This is a genomic window from uncultured Bradyrhizobium sp. (assembly GCF_936943645.1).
GTDB lineage: Bacteria > Pseudomonadota > Alphaproteobacteria > Rhizobiales > Xanthobacteraceae > Bradyrhizobium.
This window is the reverse complement of record NZ_CAKZJO010000084.1, coordinates 1-16314: the sequence shown is the minus strand read 5'-3', so window position 1 is coordinate 16314 and position 16314 is coordinate 1. Positions and strand designations below refer to the sequence as shown.

At 64.8% G+C, this 16314-nt stretch carries 16 protein-coding genes; 6 read left to right on the top strand and 10 right to left on the bottom strand.

Translation table 11 applies throughout. The features are described 5' to 3' along the window. Nucleotides 1–221: 221 nt before the first annotated feature. The 4 genes from Q0743_RS24165 to Q0743_RS24150 form a co-directional block, all read right to left on the bottom strand. Nucleotides 222–1952, bottom strand: a complete 1731-nt coding sequence (locus Q0743_RS24165) for an FAD-dependent oxidoreductase (RefSeq protein ID WP_298243991.1) — start codon at nt 1950–1952, stop codon at nt 222–224. A gap of 58 nt (nt 1953–2010) precedes the next feature. Then, on the bottom strand, nt 2011–3030 hold the full coding sequence (locus Q0743_RS24160) for a trypsin-like peptidase domain-containing protein (RefSeq protein WP_298243990.1): 1020 nt from the start codon (nt 3028–3030) through the stop codon (nt 2011–2013). 106 nt (nt 3031–3136) lie between these two features. After that, nucleotides 3137–3583 (bottom strand): hypothetical protein, encoded by a 447-nt coding sequence (locus Q0743_RS24155; protein ID WP_298243989.1) that lies wholly within the window; start codon nt 3581–3583, stop codon nt 3137–3139. A 7-nt stretch (nt 3584–3590) separates the two neighbouring features. Beyond that, on the bottom strand, nt 3591–5189 hold the full coding sequence (locus Q0743_RS24150) for a GMC family oxidoreductase (protein ID WP_298243988.1): 1599 nt from the start codon (nt 5187–5189) through the stop codon (nt 3591–3593). Nucleotides 5190–5389: 200 nt separating this feature from the next. On the opposite strand from Q0743_RS24150, the gene Q0743_RS24145 reads away from it, so the two are divergent. Continuing rightward, nucleotides 5390–6178: a thermonuclease family protein gene (locus Q0743_RS24145; RefSeq protein ID WP_298243987.1), complete on the top strand. Its 789-nt coding sequence runs from the start codon at nt 5390–5392 to the stop codon at nt 6176–6178. Between the two features lie 219 nt (nt 6179–6397). On the opposite strand, the gene cyoD is transcribed toward Q0743_RS24145, so the two are convergent. The 4 genes from cyoD to Q0743_RS24125 are packed head-to-tail and all read right to left on the bottom strand — an operon-like array spanning nt 6398 to nt 10245. Next, on the bottom strand, nt 6398–6784 hold the full coding sequence (gene cyoD, locus Q0743_RS24140; protein WP_298243986.1) for a cytochrome o ubiquinol oxidase subunit IV: 387 nt from the start codon (nt 6782–6784) through the stop codon (nt 6398–6400). After that, nucleotides 6781–7422 (bottom strand): cytochrome (ubi)quinol oxidase subunit III, encoded by a 642-nt coding sequence (locus Q0743_RS24135; protein WP_298243985.1) that lies wholly within the window; start codon nt 7420–7422, stop codon nt 6781–6783. Before Q0743_RS24135 ends, cyoD begins: the two co-directional genes overlap by 4 nt. After that, on the bottom strand, nt 7422–9422 hold the full coding sequence (gene cyoB / locus Q0743_RS24130; RefSeq protein ID WP_298243984.1) for a cytochrome o ubiquinol oxidase subunit I: 2001 nt from the start codon (nt 9420–9422) through the stop codon (nt 7422–7424). The genes Q0743_RS24135 and cyoB overlap by 1 nt, the downstream gene beginning before the upstream one ends. Beyond that, nucleotides 9412–10245: a cytochrome ubiquinol oxidase subunit II gene (locus Q0743_RS24125; RefSeq protein WP_298243983.1), complete on the bottom strand. Its 834-nt coding sequence runs from the start codon at nt 10243–10245 to the stop codon at nt 9412–9414. The genes cyoB and Q0743_RS24125 overlap by 11 nt, the downstream gene beginning before the upstream one ends. Nucleotides 10246–10476: 231 nt before the next feature. Between Q0743_RS24125 and Q0743_RS24120 the strand changes: the two genes are divergently transcribed. The 3 genes from Q0743_RS24120 to Q0743_RS24110 are packed head-to-tail and all read left to right on the top strand — an operon-like array spanning nt 10477 to nt 12659. Further along, complete coding sequence (locus tag Q0743_RS24120) at nt 10477–11289, top strand: SDR family NAD(P)-dependent oxidoreductase (protein WP_298243982.1); 813 nt, start codon at nt 10477–10479, stop codon at nt 11287–11289. 13 nt (nt 11290–11302) lie between these two features. Next, nucleotides 11303–11857, top strand: coding sequence for a carboxymuconolactone decarboxylase family protein (locus Q0743_RS24115; protein WP_298243981.1), 555 nt, complete (start codon nt 11303–11305; stop codon nt 11855–11857). A gap of 1 nt (nt 11858) precedes the next feature. Beyond that, nucleotides 11859–12659, top strand: a complete 801-nt coding sequence (locus tag Q0743_RS24110) for an SDR family NAD(P)-dependent oxidoreductase (RefSeq protein ID WP_298243980.1) — start codon at nt 11859–11861, stop codon at nt 12657–12659. 157 nt (nt 12660–12816) lie between these two features. On the opposite strand, the gene Q0743_RS24105 is transcribed toward Q0743_RS24110, so the two are convergent. Further along, nucleotides 12817–13914 carry a quinone-dependent dihydroorotate dehydrogenase gene (locus Q0743_RS24105; RefSeq protein WP_298243979.1) on the bottom strand — a complete coding sequence of 366 codons (1098 nt, stop codon included), beginning with the start codon at nt 13912–13914 and terminating at the stop codon, nt 12817–12819. After that, a complete protein-coding gene (locus tag Q0743_RS24100; protein ID WP_298243978.1) occupies nt 13911–14255 on the bottom strand; it encodes a DUF952 domain-containing protein in 345 nt (114 codons plus the stop codon). The genes Q0743_RS24105 and Q0743_RS24100 overlap by 4 nt, the downstream gene beginning before the upstream one ends. Nucleotides 14256–14549: 294 nt before the next feature. Here Q0743_RS24100 and Q0743_RS24095 point away from each other — a divergent pair, with 294 nt between their 5' ends. Then, a complete protein-coding gene (locus Q0743_RS24095; protein ID WP_298243977.1) occupies nt 14550–15203 on the top strand; it encodes a helix-turn-helix transcriptional regulator in 654 nt (217 codons plus the stop codon). A gap of 131 nt (nt 15204–15334) precedes the next feature. Then, complete coding sequence (locus Q0743_RS24090) at nt 15335–16087, top strand: carbonic anhydrase (protein WP_298243976.1); 753 nt, start codon at nt 15335–15337, stop codon at nt 16085–16087. The last annotated feature ends 227 nt before the right edge of the window (nt 16088–16314 follow it).

The following is a 16314-nucleotide window of genomic DNA, read 5'->3' as shown; positions in this document are numbered from 1 at the left end:
CTTGCGACGAAGCAATCCAGAGTCTTTCCTCAGAGGCAGCCTGGATTGCTTCGCTGCGCTCGCAATGACGGAGGTGGTGGAGCGCGCTCGCTACACACTCAGGGTCATCGCCCGGCTTGATGACCGGGCGATCCAGTACTCCGAGACAGTTGTGGTTGAATCGATAAGTTGTGGCGTACTGGATGCCCCGCTTTCGCGGGGCATGACAGTGGTGGGGATGGCTAGACCGACGTCGTGGCGACGCTCGGCATCGTCGGCGCCCCGCTCCCCTCCGCCAGATGCCTTCCCGCGATATACCCGAACGTCAGCGCCGGCCCGAGCGTGATGCCCGGCCCCGGATAATTGCCGTTCATGATCGAGCCCATATCGTTTCCGCACGCATACAGCCCTGCGACCGGCGTGCCGTCCGCGCGCAACACGCGTCCTTGGGCATCGACTTTCATGCCGATGGCGGTGCCGAGATCGGCGGGGTAGATGCGCATCGCGAAGAACGGCGCGTGGAGGATGGGCGCGACGCAGGGGTTGGGCTTGTGTCGGGCATCGCCGAGGTGCCGCTGGTAGATTGTGCTGCCGCGGCCGAACTCGGGATCGCGCCCCTCCTTCGCACCTTCATTGTAGCTCGCGATCGTTGCCGAAAGCACGGAAGGCTTGATACCGATCTTCGTCGCCAACTGCACAACGTCAGCGGCCTCGACCAGTTCGCCGCTCGCCACATAGCGCCGCACACTCCGCGTGAACGGCTTGATGCGGCCGAGGCCATAAGCCCACAGGAACGGACGGTCGCAGATCAGATAGAACGGCCGATCCGGCTCACCATTGCCATCGCGCAGCATGGCCAGCCCGAACTCGTGGTACGACAGCGCCTCGTTGACGAAACGCCGGCCCGCGGCATTGACGGCAATCACACCGGGCTTGGCGCGGTCGGTCACCGTATGCGGGAACACGCCACGGCTGCCGTCGGCCCTGGGGAATAGCGAGGCCGGCACCCAATAGGCCGGGCTGGTCGCATCCGTATTCAGCGCGGCACCCGCCGTGGCCGCAAGGCGAAGCCCATCGCCGGTGCCTGATGTATTCGTCGCCGAAACATGACCGGCCGCCGGGGGGAAGAAGCGTTTGCGCAAGGCAGCATCATGCGAGAAGCCGCCGGTCGCCAGCACCACGCCGCGGCGCGCCGCTATCAGCCGATCGCGCGCGCCATGGCGTATCAGAACGCCTGCGACACGGTCGCCCTGCATCGACAGATCCTCGACATCAGCGCTGAAGAGGATCTCGACCTGCCGCGCCAGCAGCGAGGCATAGAGCCGCGCGGCGAGCGCATTGCCGAGATGCAGCGTCGTCCCGCGCGGGCTGCGCAGCCGCTGCAACGCGTATGCCGACACCAGCCGCACCGCGCGCAAGGTCGAACGCAGCGATTTTCCGACGCGCCGAAGATGCGGAATGTCGAGCCGATTGACCATCATCCCGCCGAACAGCGTGAACTCCGGCAACGGTGCACGCAGCCGTGCAAAGCCTTCACCCAGCCGCTTGCCGTCGAACGCCACCGGCTCCAGCACGCGCCCGCCGGATGTCGCCCCCAATCGCTCCGGGTAATAGTCCGGATAGACCGTCACCGGCTGGAGCCGCACTTCGGTGTTGGCCTCGAGCCAGGAGATCGCCTCCGGCCCGCGCGCAAGGAAAGCGGCCCGAAGCCCCGCATTCGCAGGCTCCGGCACGGTGCTCGACAGGTATTGGACGGCGTCGGTGACGCTGTCCGACAGCCCCGCTTCCTTCATCCTGGCATTGGCGGGAATCCAGACCATGCCACCGGACCAGGCGGTGGTGCCGCCGACGAACGCGGTCTTCTCGATCACCAGCACGCGCAGGCCTTCGGTCGCGGCCACGGCCGCCGCCGTCATGCCACCGGCACCCGCGCCGATGACGATGACGTCGTAGGTCTCATGCGCCGGCATCATGCGGCAAGGGTCCGAGGACAAGGCATAAACCGTCATACCTCGCCCGGAGGGGCCAACGCTAGCGCGCCGGCCTCCGCTCGATCGGATCGATGTCGATCGCCCGCAGCCGGCCGAGCCGCAGCACGTCCATGGCGAGCCGCCGGCCGATGCGATCGCGGTCGAGCACCCGGATCAGATCGTCCACGCCGTTGATCTCGACGCCGTCCAGCTTGATCACGACGTCACCGGGCAGCAGGCCAGCCTTGGCCGCCGGGCCGTCGGGCTCGATCTGCATCAATAGCGCGCCCATCTTGTTCTCGACGCCGGCCAGCACCGCATGTCGCCGCGGTACCGGCGCGGTCTGGCCAGCAACGCCGATAAAAGCGCGCCGAACGTAACCGTGACGGATGATCTCCGACAGCACGAACTGCGCGGTGTTGCTGGCAACCGCAAAGCAGATGCCCTGCGCGCCGTTGATGATGGCCGTGTTGATGCCGATCACCTCGGCATTCGACGACAGCAAGGGCCCCCCGGAATTCCCGGGATTGAGTGCGGCATCGGTCTGGATCACGTCCTCGATGGTGCGCCCGCTCACCGAGCGGATCGAACGTCCGAGCGCGGAGACCACACCGGCGGTCACGGTCGATTCAAAGCCGAGCGGATTGCCGATCGCGATCACCAGCTGGCCGCGCCGCAGCGTCTTGGAATTGCCGAGCGCGGCATAAGGCAGATGGCGCACGCCGTTGGCGCGCAACAATGCAAGATCGGTGTCGGGATCGACGCCGAGCACCTGGGCCTCGCCGACATGGCCCTCGACGTCGCGCAGCCGGATCTCCCTGGATGTGCCGACGACGTGGCTATTGGTGAGGACGAGGCCATCAGGCGAGATCACGATGCCTGAGCCGAGCCCGCCGCGCTCGCGGCCGTTTGGCACTTTCGGCCCGGTCTCGACGCGCACGACTGCAGGGCCGACGCGGTCGGTCACGTCGATCACGGCGTTGGAATAGGCATCCAGCAGCGCCCGGTCGTCGGCCGGGGCAGATGTGGTTGTTCGCGATGACGGGGTGTCATCGACGATATCCGAGGTGAAATCCAGCATGGCAAGAGTCCTTGAAGGCTCACACAGATGGTGGCCTGCTCACTGCCGCGCAAGGTGCCCCCCGGATGCGCGGGGCTGGACTGCCGGGTCGTGACTGCCCATGTGGCTAGGGGGCCCGCCTCAGCGTGCCGCCCCTCGCCTTGACCGGATCGAGCAGGGACCAGTCGCCGTCCGGGAGCACATGGCCCTTGGGGAACGGCGCGCGCTGCTCGATCCCGAGCGAGCGCAGCACCCGGTCGTCCCGGTAGTAGCATTGCAGGACGACCCGAACGAGCGTTGCGGCAGCCGCGCCGCCCGCCTTGCGGAACTCCTGTGCCACCGCGTCGCGCCTGTCGGCATCGAGCTCGGCGAACGGCCCTCCGGCAAGCCGCGCCAACTGATCCAGTGCCGCCGCCACCAATTTGGTGTCACGGCCTAGCGTTGCAAGGATGTCGGCCTGGATTGCGGGATCGTCGGCACCGGGCACCTTGTACGCGTCGCTGGCCGGGATGATCATCGCGGCGACGGTGCGGAGATCGTCGCGTTGGGTACGCGTGAGATTGTCTGCAGACATGACGGCCTCAGTCGAACAAATTGGCGAGGCGCTGCTTCATCTGGTCGGCGATGTAGAGCGCGAGGGCCTGGATGGTGGAGGTCGGGTTCACGCCGCCCGAGGTGACGAAGATACTGCCGTCGACGATGAAGAGGTTCTTCACGTCGTGCGTGCGGCCCCATTCGTTGACCACGGAGCGCGCGGGATCGGTGCCCATCCGCGCCGTGCCGAGCAGATGCCAGCCGCCCCAGGGGATCGGCGAGTTGACGCAGATATCGGTCGCGCCCGCTGTCTCCAGAACCTCGCGGCCACGGGCGAGCGCGTGATCCATCATCTTCCGGCTGTTCTCGCTGATCGTGTAGTCGATCTTCGGCGCGGGAATGCCGTGGCTGTCTTTCAGGACGGGATCGAGCGTGACTTGATTATGCTCCTCCGGCAAATCCTCGCAGATCGCGGAGAAGCCGAGCCGATGGCCGTTGAGCTTGCGGAAGACGCGGTGATGATCCTCGCCCCACGGCAAAATGCCCTTTTGCTCGCTGATGACCGCTTCGAACACGGGACCTGCGCCGCGCACGAATTGCACGCCATAGCCGCGCACGAAACCGCGCGACAAGTCGGTGTCGTACCACTCCTTGCTCCACAGGCAGGTCGGCGGCGCGCGGTTGCTGTCGGTCGGCTCCTTCACGTAGCCGTAGATCTGCGCGTAGGGGTGGAACATCAAGTTCTTGCCGACGAGGCCCGATGAATTGGCAAGGCCATTCGGGAAGCGGCTCGACGCGGAGTTCAAGAGCAGCCGAGGCGTACCGACGCCGTTGCAGGCGATGATGACGACATGCGCGGGCTGGAACTGCTCGACGCCGTCCTTGTCGTAATAGACCACGCCCGAGGCCATGCCGTTCTCGTCGGTGGTGATCTCGCGCACCCGGCAATGCGTGCGCAGCTCGACGCCGGCGCGGATCGCGTGCGGCCAATAGGTGATGTCGGTGGAGGATTTCGCGCCTTGCGCGCAGGCCGGCGTGCAATGGCCGAGATTGATGCAGCGCGCCCGGCCCTCGTAGTCCATGGTCGCGACCGTCGTGTCCGACGGCCACCAGTGCCAGCCGAGCTTGTTCATGGCCTTGCCGACGATGGCGCCGGACAATCCCATCGGCTGCTGCGGCATCGGCGGATGCGTCAGCGGCGAGAGCGGATCGCCCGAGAGGCCCGACGTGCCCATCATCCGGTCGTTCTCCTCGAAGAACGGCGTCAGCGCGTCGTAGTCGATCGGCCAGTCGTCCGCGACGCCGTCGAGCGTCTTCACCTTGAAATCGGAAGGATGCAGCCGCGGCCAATGCGCGGTGTACATCACGGTCGAGCCACCGACCGCGTTGTAATTGACGACCTTGATCGGCGAATTGTCGTCATTGATCGGATAGTCCTCGGGTCGGCCTCGGATATTCGGGCTCGACGACCACTCACCAAAGAACTTGGCCTCCCAGTCCCGGCCCGTGCTGGGATATTCCGCCGGGTTCATCCAGCCGCCCTGCTCCAGGCAGAGAATGTGCATCTTGGTCTCGGCCAGCGACCACGCCACCGCCGCGCCCGACGCGCCGGCACCGATGATCAGGACGTCCACGGGCTCTTTCATCGCAACCTTTTCCTCCCGCCCTCGCCGCTTACCGGGCGATTCGGCCTGCTCTGTCGGCAAGGCACGCGAACGATAGGATCAGAGCGGGCGGGGAGTAAAGCCGCGAGGCCGGAATGTCGCACTTCGCAGGGTGCAGACCATTGGTATAGCCACATCCGGATGCTAGGAACAGGCGACCGAGCAATCGATAGCGAGACCGTATGTCCTTCCGAAGTGCTTTTGCCGCCGCCCGCGCGTTTGCGCTTGTTTCTTTCTTTGCCTTGTCCGGAGTCCTGGCGACGTCAGGGGCCGCCTCCGCGCTGACGGCTGCCGCGACGGTCCGCGACGGCAACTCCATCCAGCTTGGCGACGTCACCTACCGGCTCGACGGTGTCGACGCGCCCGAGCTGGACCAGGTCTGCATCGACGATCACGCCGATCCCTGGACCTGCGGTATCGAGGCCCGCGACCAGCTGGCGAAGCTGATCAACAAGCGCTCGGTGCGCTGTGACGATGTCGGGCCGGAAAAGAGCTTCGGCAAGCGCCATCGCGCCATCTGCACGGCCGAGGGCGACAAGACGACCTTGAACGAGCAGCTGGTCAAGCTCGGATTTGCCGTCGCGCGGGAGCCGATCAAGGCAAACGTCAAGCCGGCGGCTGGCGAAGCCAAGACGGCCTCGGCCGGAATCTGGAAGGGCTGCTTTGTTGCACCGCAAGACTTTCGCAGCGGCAAGAAGGACGGCGCCCTCCTGGGCGCTGCCTGCCGCCAGGACCGCGACAAGGAAATTCGCGCCGTGCTCTTCCCGGAGGAGCTGACGATGCCGCCGAGCTGCAGCATCAAGGGCAAGCTTGCAGTGCGCGCCCGCGTCACCGGCAATATCGGCATCTATCATTTGCGGGGTTGCCCGAGCTACCCGGCCACCACCAAGCCGGACCGCTGGTTCTGCTCGGAGGATGACGCCCAGGCGGCCGGATTCCGCAAGGCCTATAATTGCCGCCGGCCGAAGTGAACAAAGCCGTTCACGCATCCGTGAGTGGTAGTCCGGGACCGTATTGATCCGGAATTGAACAAAGCCCGAAGTTGCTGCATTTGTATGCGTACGCAAGCGCTTGCGCATGCGTTTCCTTGGCAGCAATCCGGTTTCGGCCGATTGCCTTGCTTGGGCGTTTCCTCCCTAGACTTGGGCCGCTTGTCACAACAAGCGGCTCTTCTTTTTTGTGCGGTGCTGTCACTGCATCCGCATGATCTGGTCCATCGGCGGCATGTTGGCGTTCAGATGCGCCATGATCCAGACCGTGCCGCCGACCACGAGGAAGACCACAAGAAGGCCGAAGGCGAGCGCCAGCACGTTGTTGGTGTTATCGGGGCCGGTTGTGATGTGCAGGAAGAACACCAGATGCACGCCCATCTGCGCGATTGCGAGCACAATCAGCGCGACGGGAATCGAGGGCTGCCAGACCAGATCGGTGCCGGCGATGAAGAACGATGTCCCCGTGAGCAGCAGCGCAAGCGCAAGCCCGATGACGTAACCGAGGATACGGACCCCGACACTATGTTGTTCCTCGTCGCCCGGTGCGAGGTCGTGTTCGGCATGCATGTGCATCTGATCGCTCATACGCCACTCCCAAGCAGGTAGACGACGGAAAAGACCCCGACCCAGATGATGTCGAGCGCATGCCAGAACAGCGCAAAACACATCATCCGGCGCAAGACGTCGGCGCGAAAGCCTTTCGCGAAGACCTGGGCCATCATGGTGAGGAGCCACAGCACGCCGGCGGAGACATGCAGGCCGTGGCACCCGACCAGCGAGAAGAACGCGGTGAGGAACGCGCTACGCGACGGGCCATAGCCCCGCGCGACGAGGTCGGCGAATTCGCGAAACTCGATGACGAGGAAGATCACGCCCAGCACGCAGGTCACGGCCATGCCGAGATAGAACCAGAAGCGGTTGCGGACGTCAGCGGCAATACTGGCCATGCCGCAAGTGAAGCTCGACAGCAGCAGGCACACCGTCTCGATTGCGACATTCCCCTGCTCGAAAATCTCCGAGCCTTTCGGGCCGCCGGCGGTTTGGCCGGACAGCACCGCATAGGCGGCGAAGAAGCAGGAGAACATCACGATGTCGGAGAGCAGGAAAATCCAGAAGCCGTAGGCGGTGACGATCCGTTTCGACGCAGGCCCGGGATGCTCGATCACGACGCCGATGTGATGAGGATCGGCCTGCGCACGGCCGGCGGTTGCGGTCATCGACATCAGGTCGCTCCCGCCATGCTGACGAGCCCGCGCCGCTCCTCGAGATTGACGCGGTCGATGCGGGCGACCTCCTCGGCCGGGATGACGTATTCGTCATGGTCGCGCCAGGCGAACACGACGAAGGTCGCGAACGCGCCGAGGCCGCCGAGGATCACCATCCACCAGATATGCCAGATCAACGCAAAGCCCATGATGGTGGCAAAGAACGCGCAGACGAATCCCGTCGGCGAGTTCCGGGGCATCTCGATGTCACGATACTCGGGCACTTCATGCTCGAGCGATTGCTGCTGGGCACGGGCTTTCATGTCCCAATAGGCGTCTTCGCCGCGCACGTCGGGATTGAAGGCGAAATTGAATACGGGCGGCGGTGACGACGTCGCCCATTCCAGCGAACGCCCGTCCCAGGGATCGCCGGTGCGGTCGCGCAACGCCTCGCGATTGCGGATGCTGACCACGAGCTGCACGATCTGGCAGACCACGCCGATCGTCAGCACGGCCATGCCGAATGCGGCCACGATCATCCAGGGCCGCCACGCCGCGACATCATAGTGCTGCATCCGTCTGGTCATGCCGAGCATTCCGGCGACATAGAGCGGGACGAAAGTGGCGAAGAATCCGAGGAACGTGAACCAGAACGCGGCCTTGCCCCAGCGCTCGTCGAGGCGAAAGCCGAACGCCTTCGGAAACCAGTATTCGAAGCCCGCGAAGGCGCCGAACAGCACGCCGCCGATGATGACGTTGTGGAAGTGCGCCACCAGGAACATGCTGTTGTGAAGCATGAAGTCAGCCGGCGGCACCGCGAGAAGCACACCCGTCAGACCGCCGATGATGAAGGTGACCATGAAGCCGACCGACCACAGCATCGGCGTCGCGAAACGGATGCGGCCGCCATACATCGTGAACAGCCAATTGTAGATCTTCACGCCCGTCGGTATCGCGATGATCATGCTGGCGATGCCGAAGATGGCGTTGACGTCGGGCCCTGCGCCCATCGTGAAGAAATGATGCAGCCAGACCATGAAGGAGACGACGCAGATCGCCATGGTCGCGAGCACCATGGAGCGATAGCCGAACAGCGCCTTGCCGGAGAAGGTCGAGACCACCTCGGAAAAAATGCCGAAGGCCGGCAGCACCAGGATGTAGACCTCGGGATGCCCCCAGGCCCAGATCAAATTCATGAACATCATGACGTTGCCACCGGCTTCATTGGTGAAGAAGTGGAAGCCGAGATAGCGGTCGAGCAGCAGCATCGCGAGCGTCGCGGTGAGGATGGGGAAGGCTGCGACGATCAGGAGGTTCGAAGCCAGCGTGGTCCAGCAGAACATCGGCATGCGCAGATAATTCATGCCTTTGGTGCGCAGCTTCAGCACCGTCGTGACGAGATTGATGCCGGCCACCAGCGTACCGACACCGGAGATCTGCAGCGACCAGGCGTAATAATCGACGCCGACGCCCGGCGAATAGGACAATTCCGACAGCGGCGGAAAGGCGAGCCAGCCGGTGCGCGCAAACTCCCCGATCACGAGGGAGAGATTGACCAGCAGCGCACCGGTCGCCGTCAGCCAGAAACCGACCGAATTGAGTGTCGGAAACGCGACGTCGCGCACGCCGAGCTGCAGCGGCACCACGAGGTTCATCAACCCGATCACGAACGGCATCGCCACGAAGAAGATCATGATGGTGCCGTGCGCCGAGAAGATCTGGTTGTAGTGCTCCGGCGGTAGATAGCCCTGAGACTGGTAGGCGACCGCCTGCTGGATCCGCATCATGATGGCGTCGCTGCCGCCGCGCAGCAGCATCACCGACGCCAGCAGGATGTACATCACGCCGATCCGCTTGTGATCGACGCTCGTGATCCATTCGTGCCAGAGATAGGGAAGATGCCCCTTCACCACGACCCAGATCAGCACGGCGAGGATCGCGACCAGCACCACCGCGCCTGCGACGAGCGGGATCGGCTGATCGAACGGGATCGCGGACCAATCGAGCTTACCGAGCATCGTGGCCTCCACTGTGCGGACGACCGGCATCGGAGATCAGCTCCGGGCCCGGCCCCGGCGGAATGTGCTGGTTCGCAATCAGGTCGAACAGGCGCGGGTCTTCAAGACGATAGGCCGGCCTGCCCTTCTCGATCCCCTGCTGCATCAGCGTCCTGTAGCTGGCCTCGTCCAGCACCGCGTCCGTCTTGGCCGTCGTCGCCACCCAGTCCGGAAAGGCGAGCGGCGAGATCACGTTGACGTCGAACATCATGTCGGGAAAGCCGTCGCCGGAGAAATGCGCCGACAATCCTTGCAGCTTGCCCTCGTTGTCGGCGCGCAGGTTCAGCTTCGTCACCATGCCATTCATGGTGTAGATCATGCTGCCGAGCTGCGGGATGAAGAACGTGTTCATCACGCTCGACGATGTCAGCTGGAAGTTCAGCTCGGCGCCGGCCGGCACCGTCAGCGTGTTGACGGTGGCGATGCGCTGGTCGGGATAGATGAAGAGCCATTTCCAGTCGAGCGAGACGGCCTGGATGCGGACCGGACTGCCGGTGCCCGGCACCGGCGCTGCGGGGTCAAGCTGGTGCGAGCCGATCCAGGCGACGCCGCCGAGCAGGATGACGGTGAGCGCCGGGATCGACCACACCACCATCTCGACGCGGCCGGAATAGACGAAGTCCGGCTGGTAGCGCGCCTTGCCATTCGAGGCGCGAAACCAGAACGCAAAGGCCAGGATCGCGACAATGGTCGGCACCACGATCGCAAGCATGATGAAGACGGAGTCGATCAGGATGGTGCTGTTGGCCGCAGCCACGGGCCCTTGCGGATCGAGCAGATTCATCGGCAAGCCACTGGCGGTTGGGAAGCCCCGGGGAAGAGCCTAGCGCGGGACAGGCTCCGCAACAAACGCGATCGCGTGAGGTCGGTTCCAAGACGCGCGATCCTGCGGTCGCCAATCTCGTGCAGCGGCATGCAATTCCACGCGATGTCAATGACATGAGCGCGGGACCACCGGCCTTCTCTCTCATCGTCACGATTGCTAGTCTGCACGAAAATAGCGGGATGAAATGACATGCAGGGCCCTGAGGACGATGCCGGCCTCGCCGGCAAGGTGGCGCTGATCAGCGGCGGCGGCGCCGCGGGCGATGGCATTGGCAACGGCCGCGCTGCAGCAATATTGCTGGCCCGAGCGGGCGCGAGAGTGCTCGTTGCCGATCGGGACCTCAAGCTCGCCGAACGCACCGTGGAGATGATCGCCGCCGAAGGCGGCACGGCGGCGGCACATGGTGGCGACGTCACCAGCGAAAGTGATTGCAAGACACTGGTGGAAGCCGCGCTCGACCGCTGGGGCCGGCTCGATTTCCTCGACAACAATGTCGGCATCGGCAGCCGCGGCAGCGTCGTGGACGAGACACCCGAGCAATACCGCCGCGTCATGCAGGTCAATGTCGAGACCATGTTCCTGCTCTCAAAGCACGCGATCCCCGCCATGATCCGAACCGCCGGGGGCGGCGCGATCGTGAACATCTCCTCGATCTCGGCGCTGCGGCCGCGCGGGCTCACGACCTACACGACCTCGAAGGCCGCCATCATCGGCCTCACCCGCGCCATGGCAGTCGACCACGGTCGCGACAACATCCGCGTCAACTGCATTTGCCCCGGCCCGATGTACACGCCGATGGTCTATGCCCGCGGCATGAGCGAGCAGGCGCGCGCCAATCGCGCCAGGGCCTCCCTGCTCAAGACCGAAGGCACCGGCTGGGACGTCGGCCACGCCGTCAAATTCCTGCTCAGCAATTTTGCGCGCTACATCACCGGCCAGGTGCTGGTGGTCGACGGCGGCGTGACGCTGCAAGCCCCCGAACGCGAGTCACAGGAACACTAGAGGAAACATGGAAATGGCCCGCCTGCCCTATCTCGAGGCCGACCAGGTCGCGCCCGAATATCGCGACATGCTCAAGCGCAACACCAATCTGCACAAGCTGCTGGTCAACTCGCCGGAGATGGCGCGCGCATTCAACGGCATCGGCGGCTATATCCGCTTCAAGAGCAAGCTCGATCCGCGCCTGCGGGAGCTCGCCATCCTCCAGGTCGGCTGGATGGAGCGATCGGAATACGAATTCACCCACCATGTGAAGATCGGCAAGGAATTCGGCGTCACCGACGAAGACATCGCCGGCCTGATGGCGGAGACCGAAGGGCGGCCCTCGAAGCTGGAGCCGCTGGCAAGAGCGATCCTGAAGGGCGCCCGCGAGATGGTGCGCGAGCTCGCGATGTCCGATGCGACCTTCGCCGAGATCAAGAAGGATCTGTCCGACGAGCACATGACCGACCTCGTGCTCACCATCGCCTTCTATTGCGGCGTGGTCCGCGTGCTCGCGACCATGAAGATCGACAACGAGCCGTATTACAAAGAGGTACTCCAGCAGTACCCGATCCCGGGAGTGAACTGACATGCGCTTGAAGGACAAGGTTGCGATCGTGGTCGGCGCCGGGCAAAGCCCTGGCGAGGGCATGGGCAACGGCCGCGCCACCGCGCTGACCTTCGCGCGCGAGGGCGCCAGGGTCCTGTGCGTCGACCATCATCTGGAATCCGCACAGGAAACGGTTGCGATGATCGCGGCGGCGCAGGGCACGGCCGCGGCCTTCAAGGCCGACGTGACCAAGGCTGCCGACATCAAGGCGATGGTGAAGGACGCGCAGACCCGCTGGGGCCGGATCGACGTGCTTCACAACAATGTCGGCGTCAGCCTGTCCGGCGGCGATGCCGAGCTGCTCGATATCACCGAAGAAGCGTTCGACCGCGTCGTCGCCATCAACCTCAAGAGCTGCGTTCTCGCCGCGAAGGAGGTGATCCCGATCATGCGCGCGCAAGGAAGCGGCGCCATCATCAACATCTCCTCGATGGCCGCGATCACCACCTATCCTTACGTCGCCTACAAGGCGACGAAATCGGCGATGATCGCCTTCACCGAGCAGCTTGCCTACCAGAATGCGGAGTACGGCATCCGCGCCAACGTCGTCCTGCCCGGCCTGATGAACACGCCGATGGCCGTCGACACCCGCGCCCGCGAATGGCACAAAACGCGCGCCGAGGTCGAAGCCGAGCGCGACAGCAAGGTGCCGCTGCGCAAGAAGATGGGCACGGGCTGGGACGTCGCCAACGCCGCGCTGTTCCTGGCGTCGGACGAGGCCAACTTCATCACCGGCGTGACCCTGCCGGTGGATGGCGGGGCCAGTGTGAGACGGGGGTAGCTGTTTCCTCCCCCTCTCCCCGCTTGCGGGGAGAGGGTTGGGGTGAGGGGGAGTCTCCGCGGGGACGCTGGCAGATGGACTCGTGGAGAGTCCCCCTCACCCGGAATTTGCTCTCGCAAATTCCGGCCTCTCCCCGCGAGCGGGGAGAGGCGAGGGACTACATCCCCGGCCAGTCTTCGGCGGTGAGCGTCGCCGCATCGGCGCCGACGATCTCGGACAGCGAATCGCGCCCGGTGCGGAGCAGCGTCGAGGTGAGGTCGCGCTTGATCTCGTCGACGAGGCCGAGGCCCTTGTAGACCAGCGACGAATAGAGCTGGATCAGGCTGGCACCCGCGCGGATCTTGGTCAGTGCGGCGCCGCCGGAGTCCACGCCGCCGACGCCGATCAGCGGGAATGCGCCCTCGACGCGCACATAGGTCTCGGCGACCATCCGCGTCGACAGCCGGAACAGCGGCCGGCCGGACAGGCCGCCTTGCTCCTTGGCGCGCATCTCCTCCCGCAGCGTGCTCGGCCGCGAAATCGTCGTGTTCGACACGATCATGCCGTCGACCCTGCGCGAGCGCGCGACCTGCACGACATCGTCGAGCTGGGCGAGGCTCAGATCCGGCGCGATCTTGAGCAGCACCGGCGTGTCGCCGGCCTTCTGCCTGACACGCTCGCGGGCGTCGATCACGCGTGCGAGCAGCTCGTCGAGCAGCGCGCCTTCCTGCAAATTGCGCAGGCCCGGCGTGTTCGGCGAGGAGACGTTGACGGTGAAATAGCTCGCGACCGGCGCGAAGGTCTCGATCAGCTTGACGTAATCGGCGACGCGATCCGGCGAATCCTTGTTGGCGCCGACATTGACGCCGACGATGCCGCCGTGCTGCGCGCGCGCGGCAAGCCGGCGCAATGCGACGTCCGCGCCGTCATTGTTGAAGCCCATGCGGTTGATGATGGCTTCGTCGCGCTCGAGGCGAAACAGCCGCGGCCTGGGATTGCCGGCCTGCGGCTTCGGCGTCACCGACCCGATCTCGACGAAGCCGAAGCCGAGCCGCAGCAGCGCGTCCGGCACCTCCGCGCTCTTGTCGAAGCCGGCGGCCATGCCGATCGGGTTGGGAAAGTTGAGTCCGAAGGCGCGCATCGCGAGCTTGGGATCGTCGGTGCGCGGCTTGATCGGCGGCAGGAAGCGCAGGCCCTGGATCGCCAGGCGATGCGCATCTTCCGGATCGAGCCAGCGCAGCACGGGCAGCGAAAAGGCGTCGAAAGCGCGGATCACGGGGCAAGCTCCGGAACGTCGTGGCCGCCGTCGGAGCGGATGTTGAGATTCATCACCATGATGACGGCGCCGAGATCGAGCTCGCCGTAGAGATGCGGAAACAGCTCCTCATTGCGCGAGCGCTCCCAGCGCAGTTCGCTGCCGAGCGCGTCGCTGTCGATCTCGACCAGGAACAGCGCGCGCTGCCCGAAATAGTGCTTGCGCAGGGTCTCGGGAACCTGGGCGGCGGTCGAGAAATGGATGAAACCGTCGCGCGCATCGTCTGCGCTGCCGAGGTAGACACCCTGCCGTTCCGCCTCACGCCAGGCCGAGGCCGGACAGATTTTGTAGATCTTGACCACCGCTTGCGCAGCCCTGTTGCTCTTTGAGTCTTTTGGGTTTTTTCGTCTATCGCGGGTCTTCAAAAGCCCCGGCGCGACCGTAAAGGCCGCCCCTGCCGAACTCAAGACCTCAAGCCATTTCCGGTCCGATGAAATCGAAGCGGGGCTCCAGATCCTCGTTTTGACGCGTTTTCCTGGCGCGAACCGGTATCCGCTTCGCTTGAAAACGCCTTCTCCCGCCGCCTCTTGCGCGAAAAACAGAAAACCGGTTGATTTGAGGACAGTTTTCCTGGGTTGCGACAGGCTGGACCTTCCATGGTCAGACAGGCCAAAGCGCAGAGGATACTGACTCACGACCAGATCTGGGTCGCGCTGGATCGGCTGGCGGCGCGCGCCGGTCTGTCACCGTCCGGCCTTGCCAAGCGCGCCGGGCTCGATCCCACCACGTTCAACAGGTCCAAACGCGTCACCTCGGACGGCCGCGAGCGCTGGCCCTCGACCGAATCGATCGCCAAGGCGCTCGCCGCCGCCGACGCTTCGATCGAGAGCTTTGCGAAACTGATCGACGACGACGCCGGCGATTCCCGCTCGGTCCCGCTGCTCGGCTTCGCCCTGGCCGGCGCGAGCGGGGCCTTCGACGAGTCCGGTCTTCCTTCCGGCAAGGGCTGGACCGAAACGGCGCTTCCCGCCACCGAGGACAGCCGCACTTTTGCGCTGGAGATTTCCGGCGATGCGTTCGCGCCTGTTTATCGCGACGGCGACATCGTCCTGGTGTCGCCCGATGCGCCGATCCGCAAAGGCGATCGCGTGCTGGTGAGGGGCAGGGCGGGCGAGGTGACGATCGCAACGCTGAGGCGCCGCACCGCGAAGGCACTGGAGCTGCAATCGCTCGATGCACCGCAGGCCGCGCGCACGATGGCGGCGGACGAGGTGGCGTGGATTGCGCGGATCGTGTGGACGAGCCAGTAGCTATGACCTTAACCGCAACATGACCCCCATACCGGCGCCGCGTCCGATTCGGATCGCCATTGCGACTCACCGGACCTCTCGCATAGGTTGCGGCCGATACTACCGCTCCAGCTTTATCTTAGGGGAATACGATGAATCGCCGTCATGCATTGAAGGCCCTCGCGGGTCTCGCACTTTGTCCGCTCTGCAAGCCGGCCTTCGCCGCCGAAGGCGCGCATTGGAGTTACGAAGGCGCCGGCGGCCCGGCCAAATGGGGCGATCTCGACGCGGCCAACAAGGCCTGCGCGGTCGGCCTTCAGCAATCGCCGATCGACATCGAGGGGACGATCAAGTCGCAACTGCCGGTCCTGAAGCTGAATTGGGGCAAGAGCGCCGACACCATCGTCAACAACGGGCACACGATCCAGCTCAACTTCGCCGAAGGCAGCACGCTGATGCTCGGCGACGTCAAATACAAGCTGCTGCAGGTACACTTCCACCGGCCGAGCGAGCACATGATCGGCGGCAAGAATTTTCCGATGGAGGCGCATTTCGTCCATCGCAACGAGGCCGGCGGGCTCGCCGTGGTCGGCGTGCTGATGGCGGAGGGCCGGGCGAACCCGGCCTTCGGCAAGATCGTCAAGACCATGCCGGCGGCGGAAGGCCCGGCGGTGAAGGCCGATGCCGGCATCGATCCGCACGCCATGCTGCCAACCAAGCTCAGCTACTTCCGCTATCCCGGCTCGCTGACGACGCCACCCTGCTCGGAAGTGGTCGAATGGCTGCTGCTGACCACCCCGATCCAGGTCTCGGCCGCCGACGTCGCCGCGTTCGCAAAGCTCTATCCGATGAACGCGCGCCCGGTGCAGAAGGACAACAGACGGTACGTGCTGAAGTCGATCTGAGCTGGCGCTCCAATCAACGGTGTCGTCCCGGCCTAGTGCGCAATTGCGCACGGGCGCCGGGACCCATACCGCGTGGTGTATCGGAAGGTGGCGGTCTTCGTACCGACGCAAGCGCAACTATGAATCTTCGCCCCACTTCTCCCTGGGGTTATGGGTCCCGGCGCCCGTGCGCAATTGCGCACTAGGCCGGGACGACAGCGGAATGTGGGTCGTAGAGCAACGCGTTC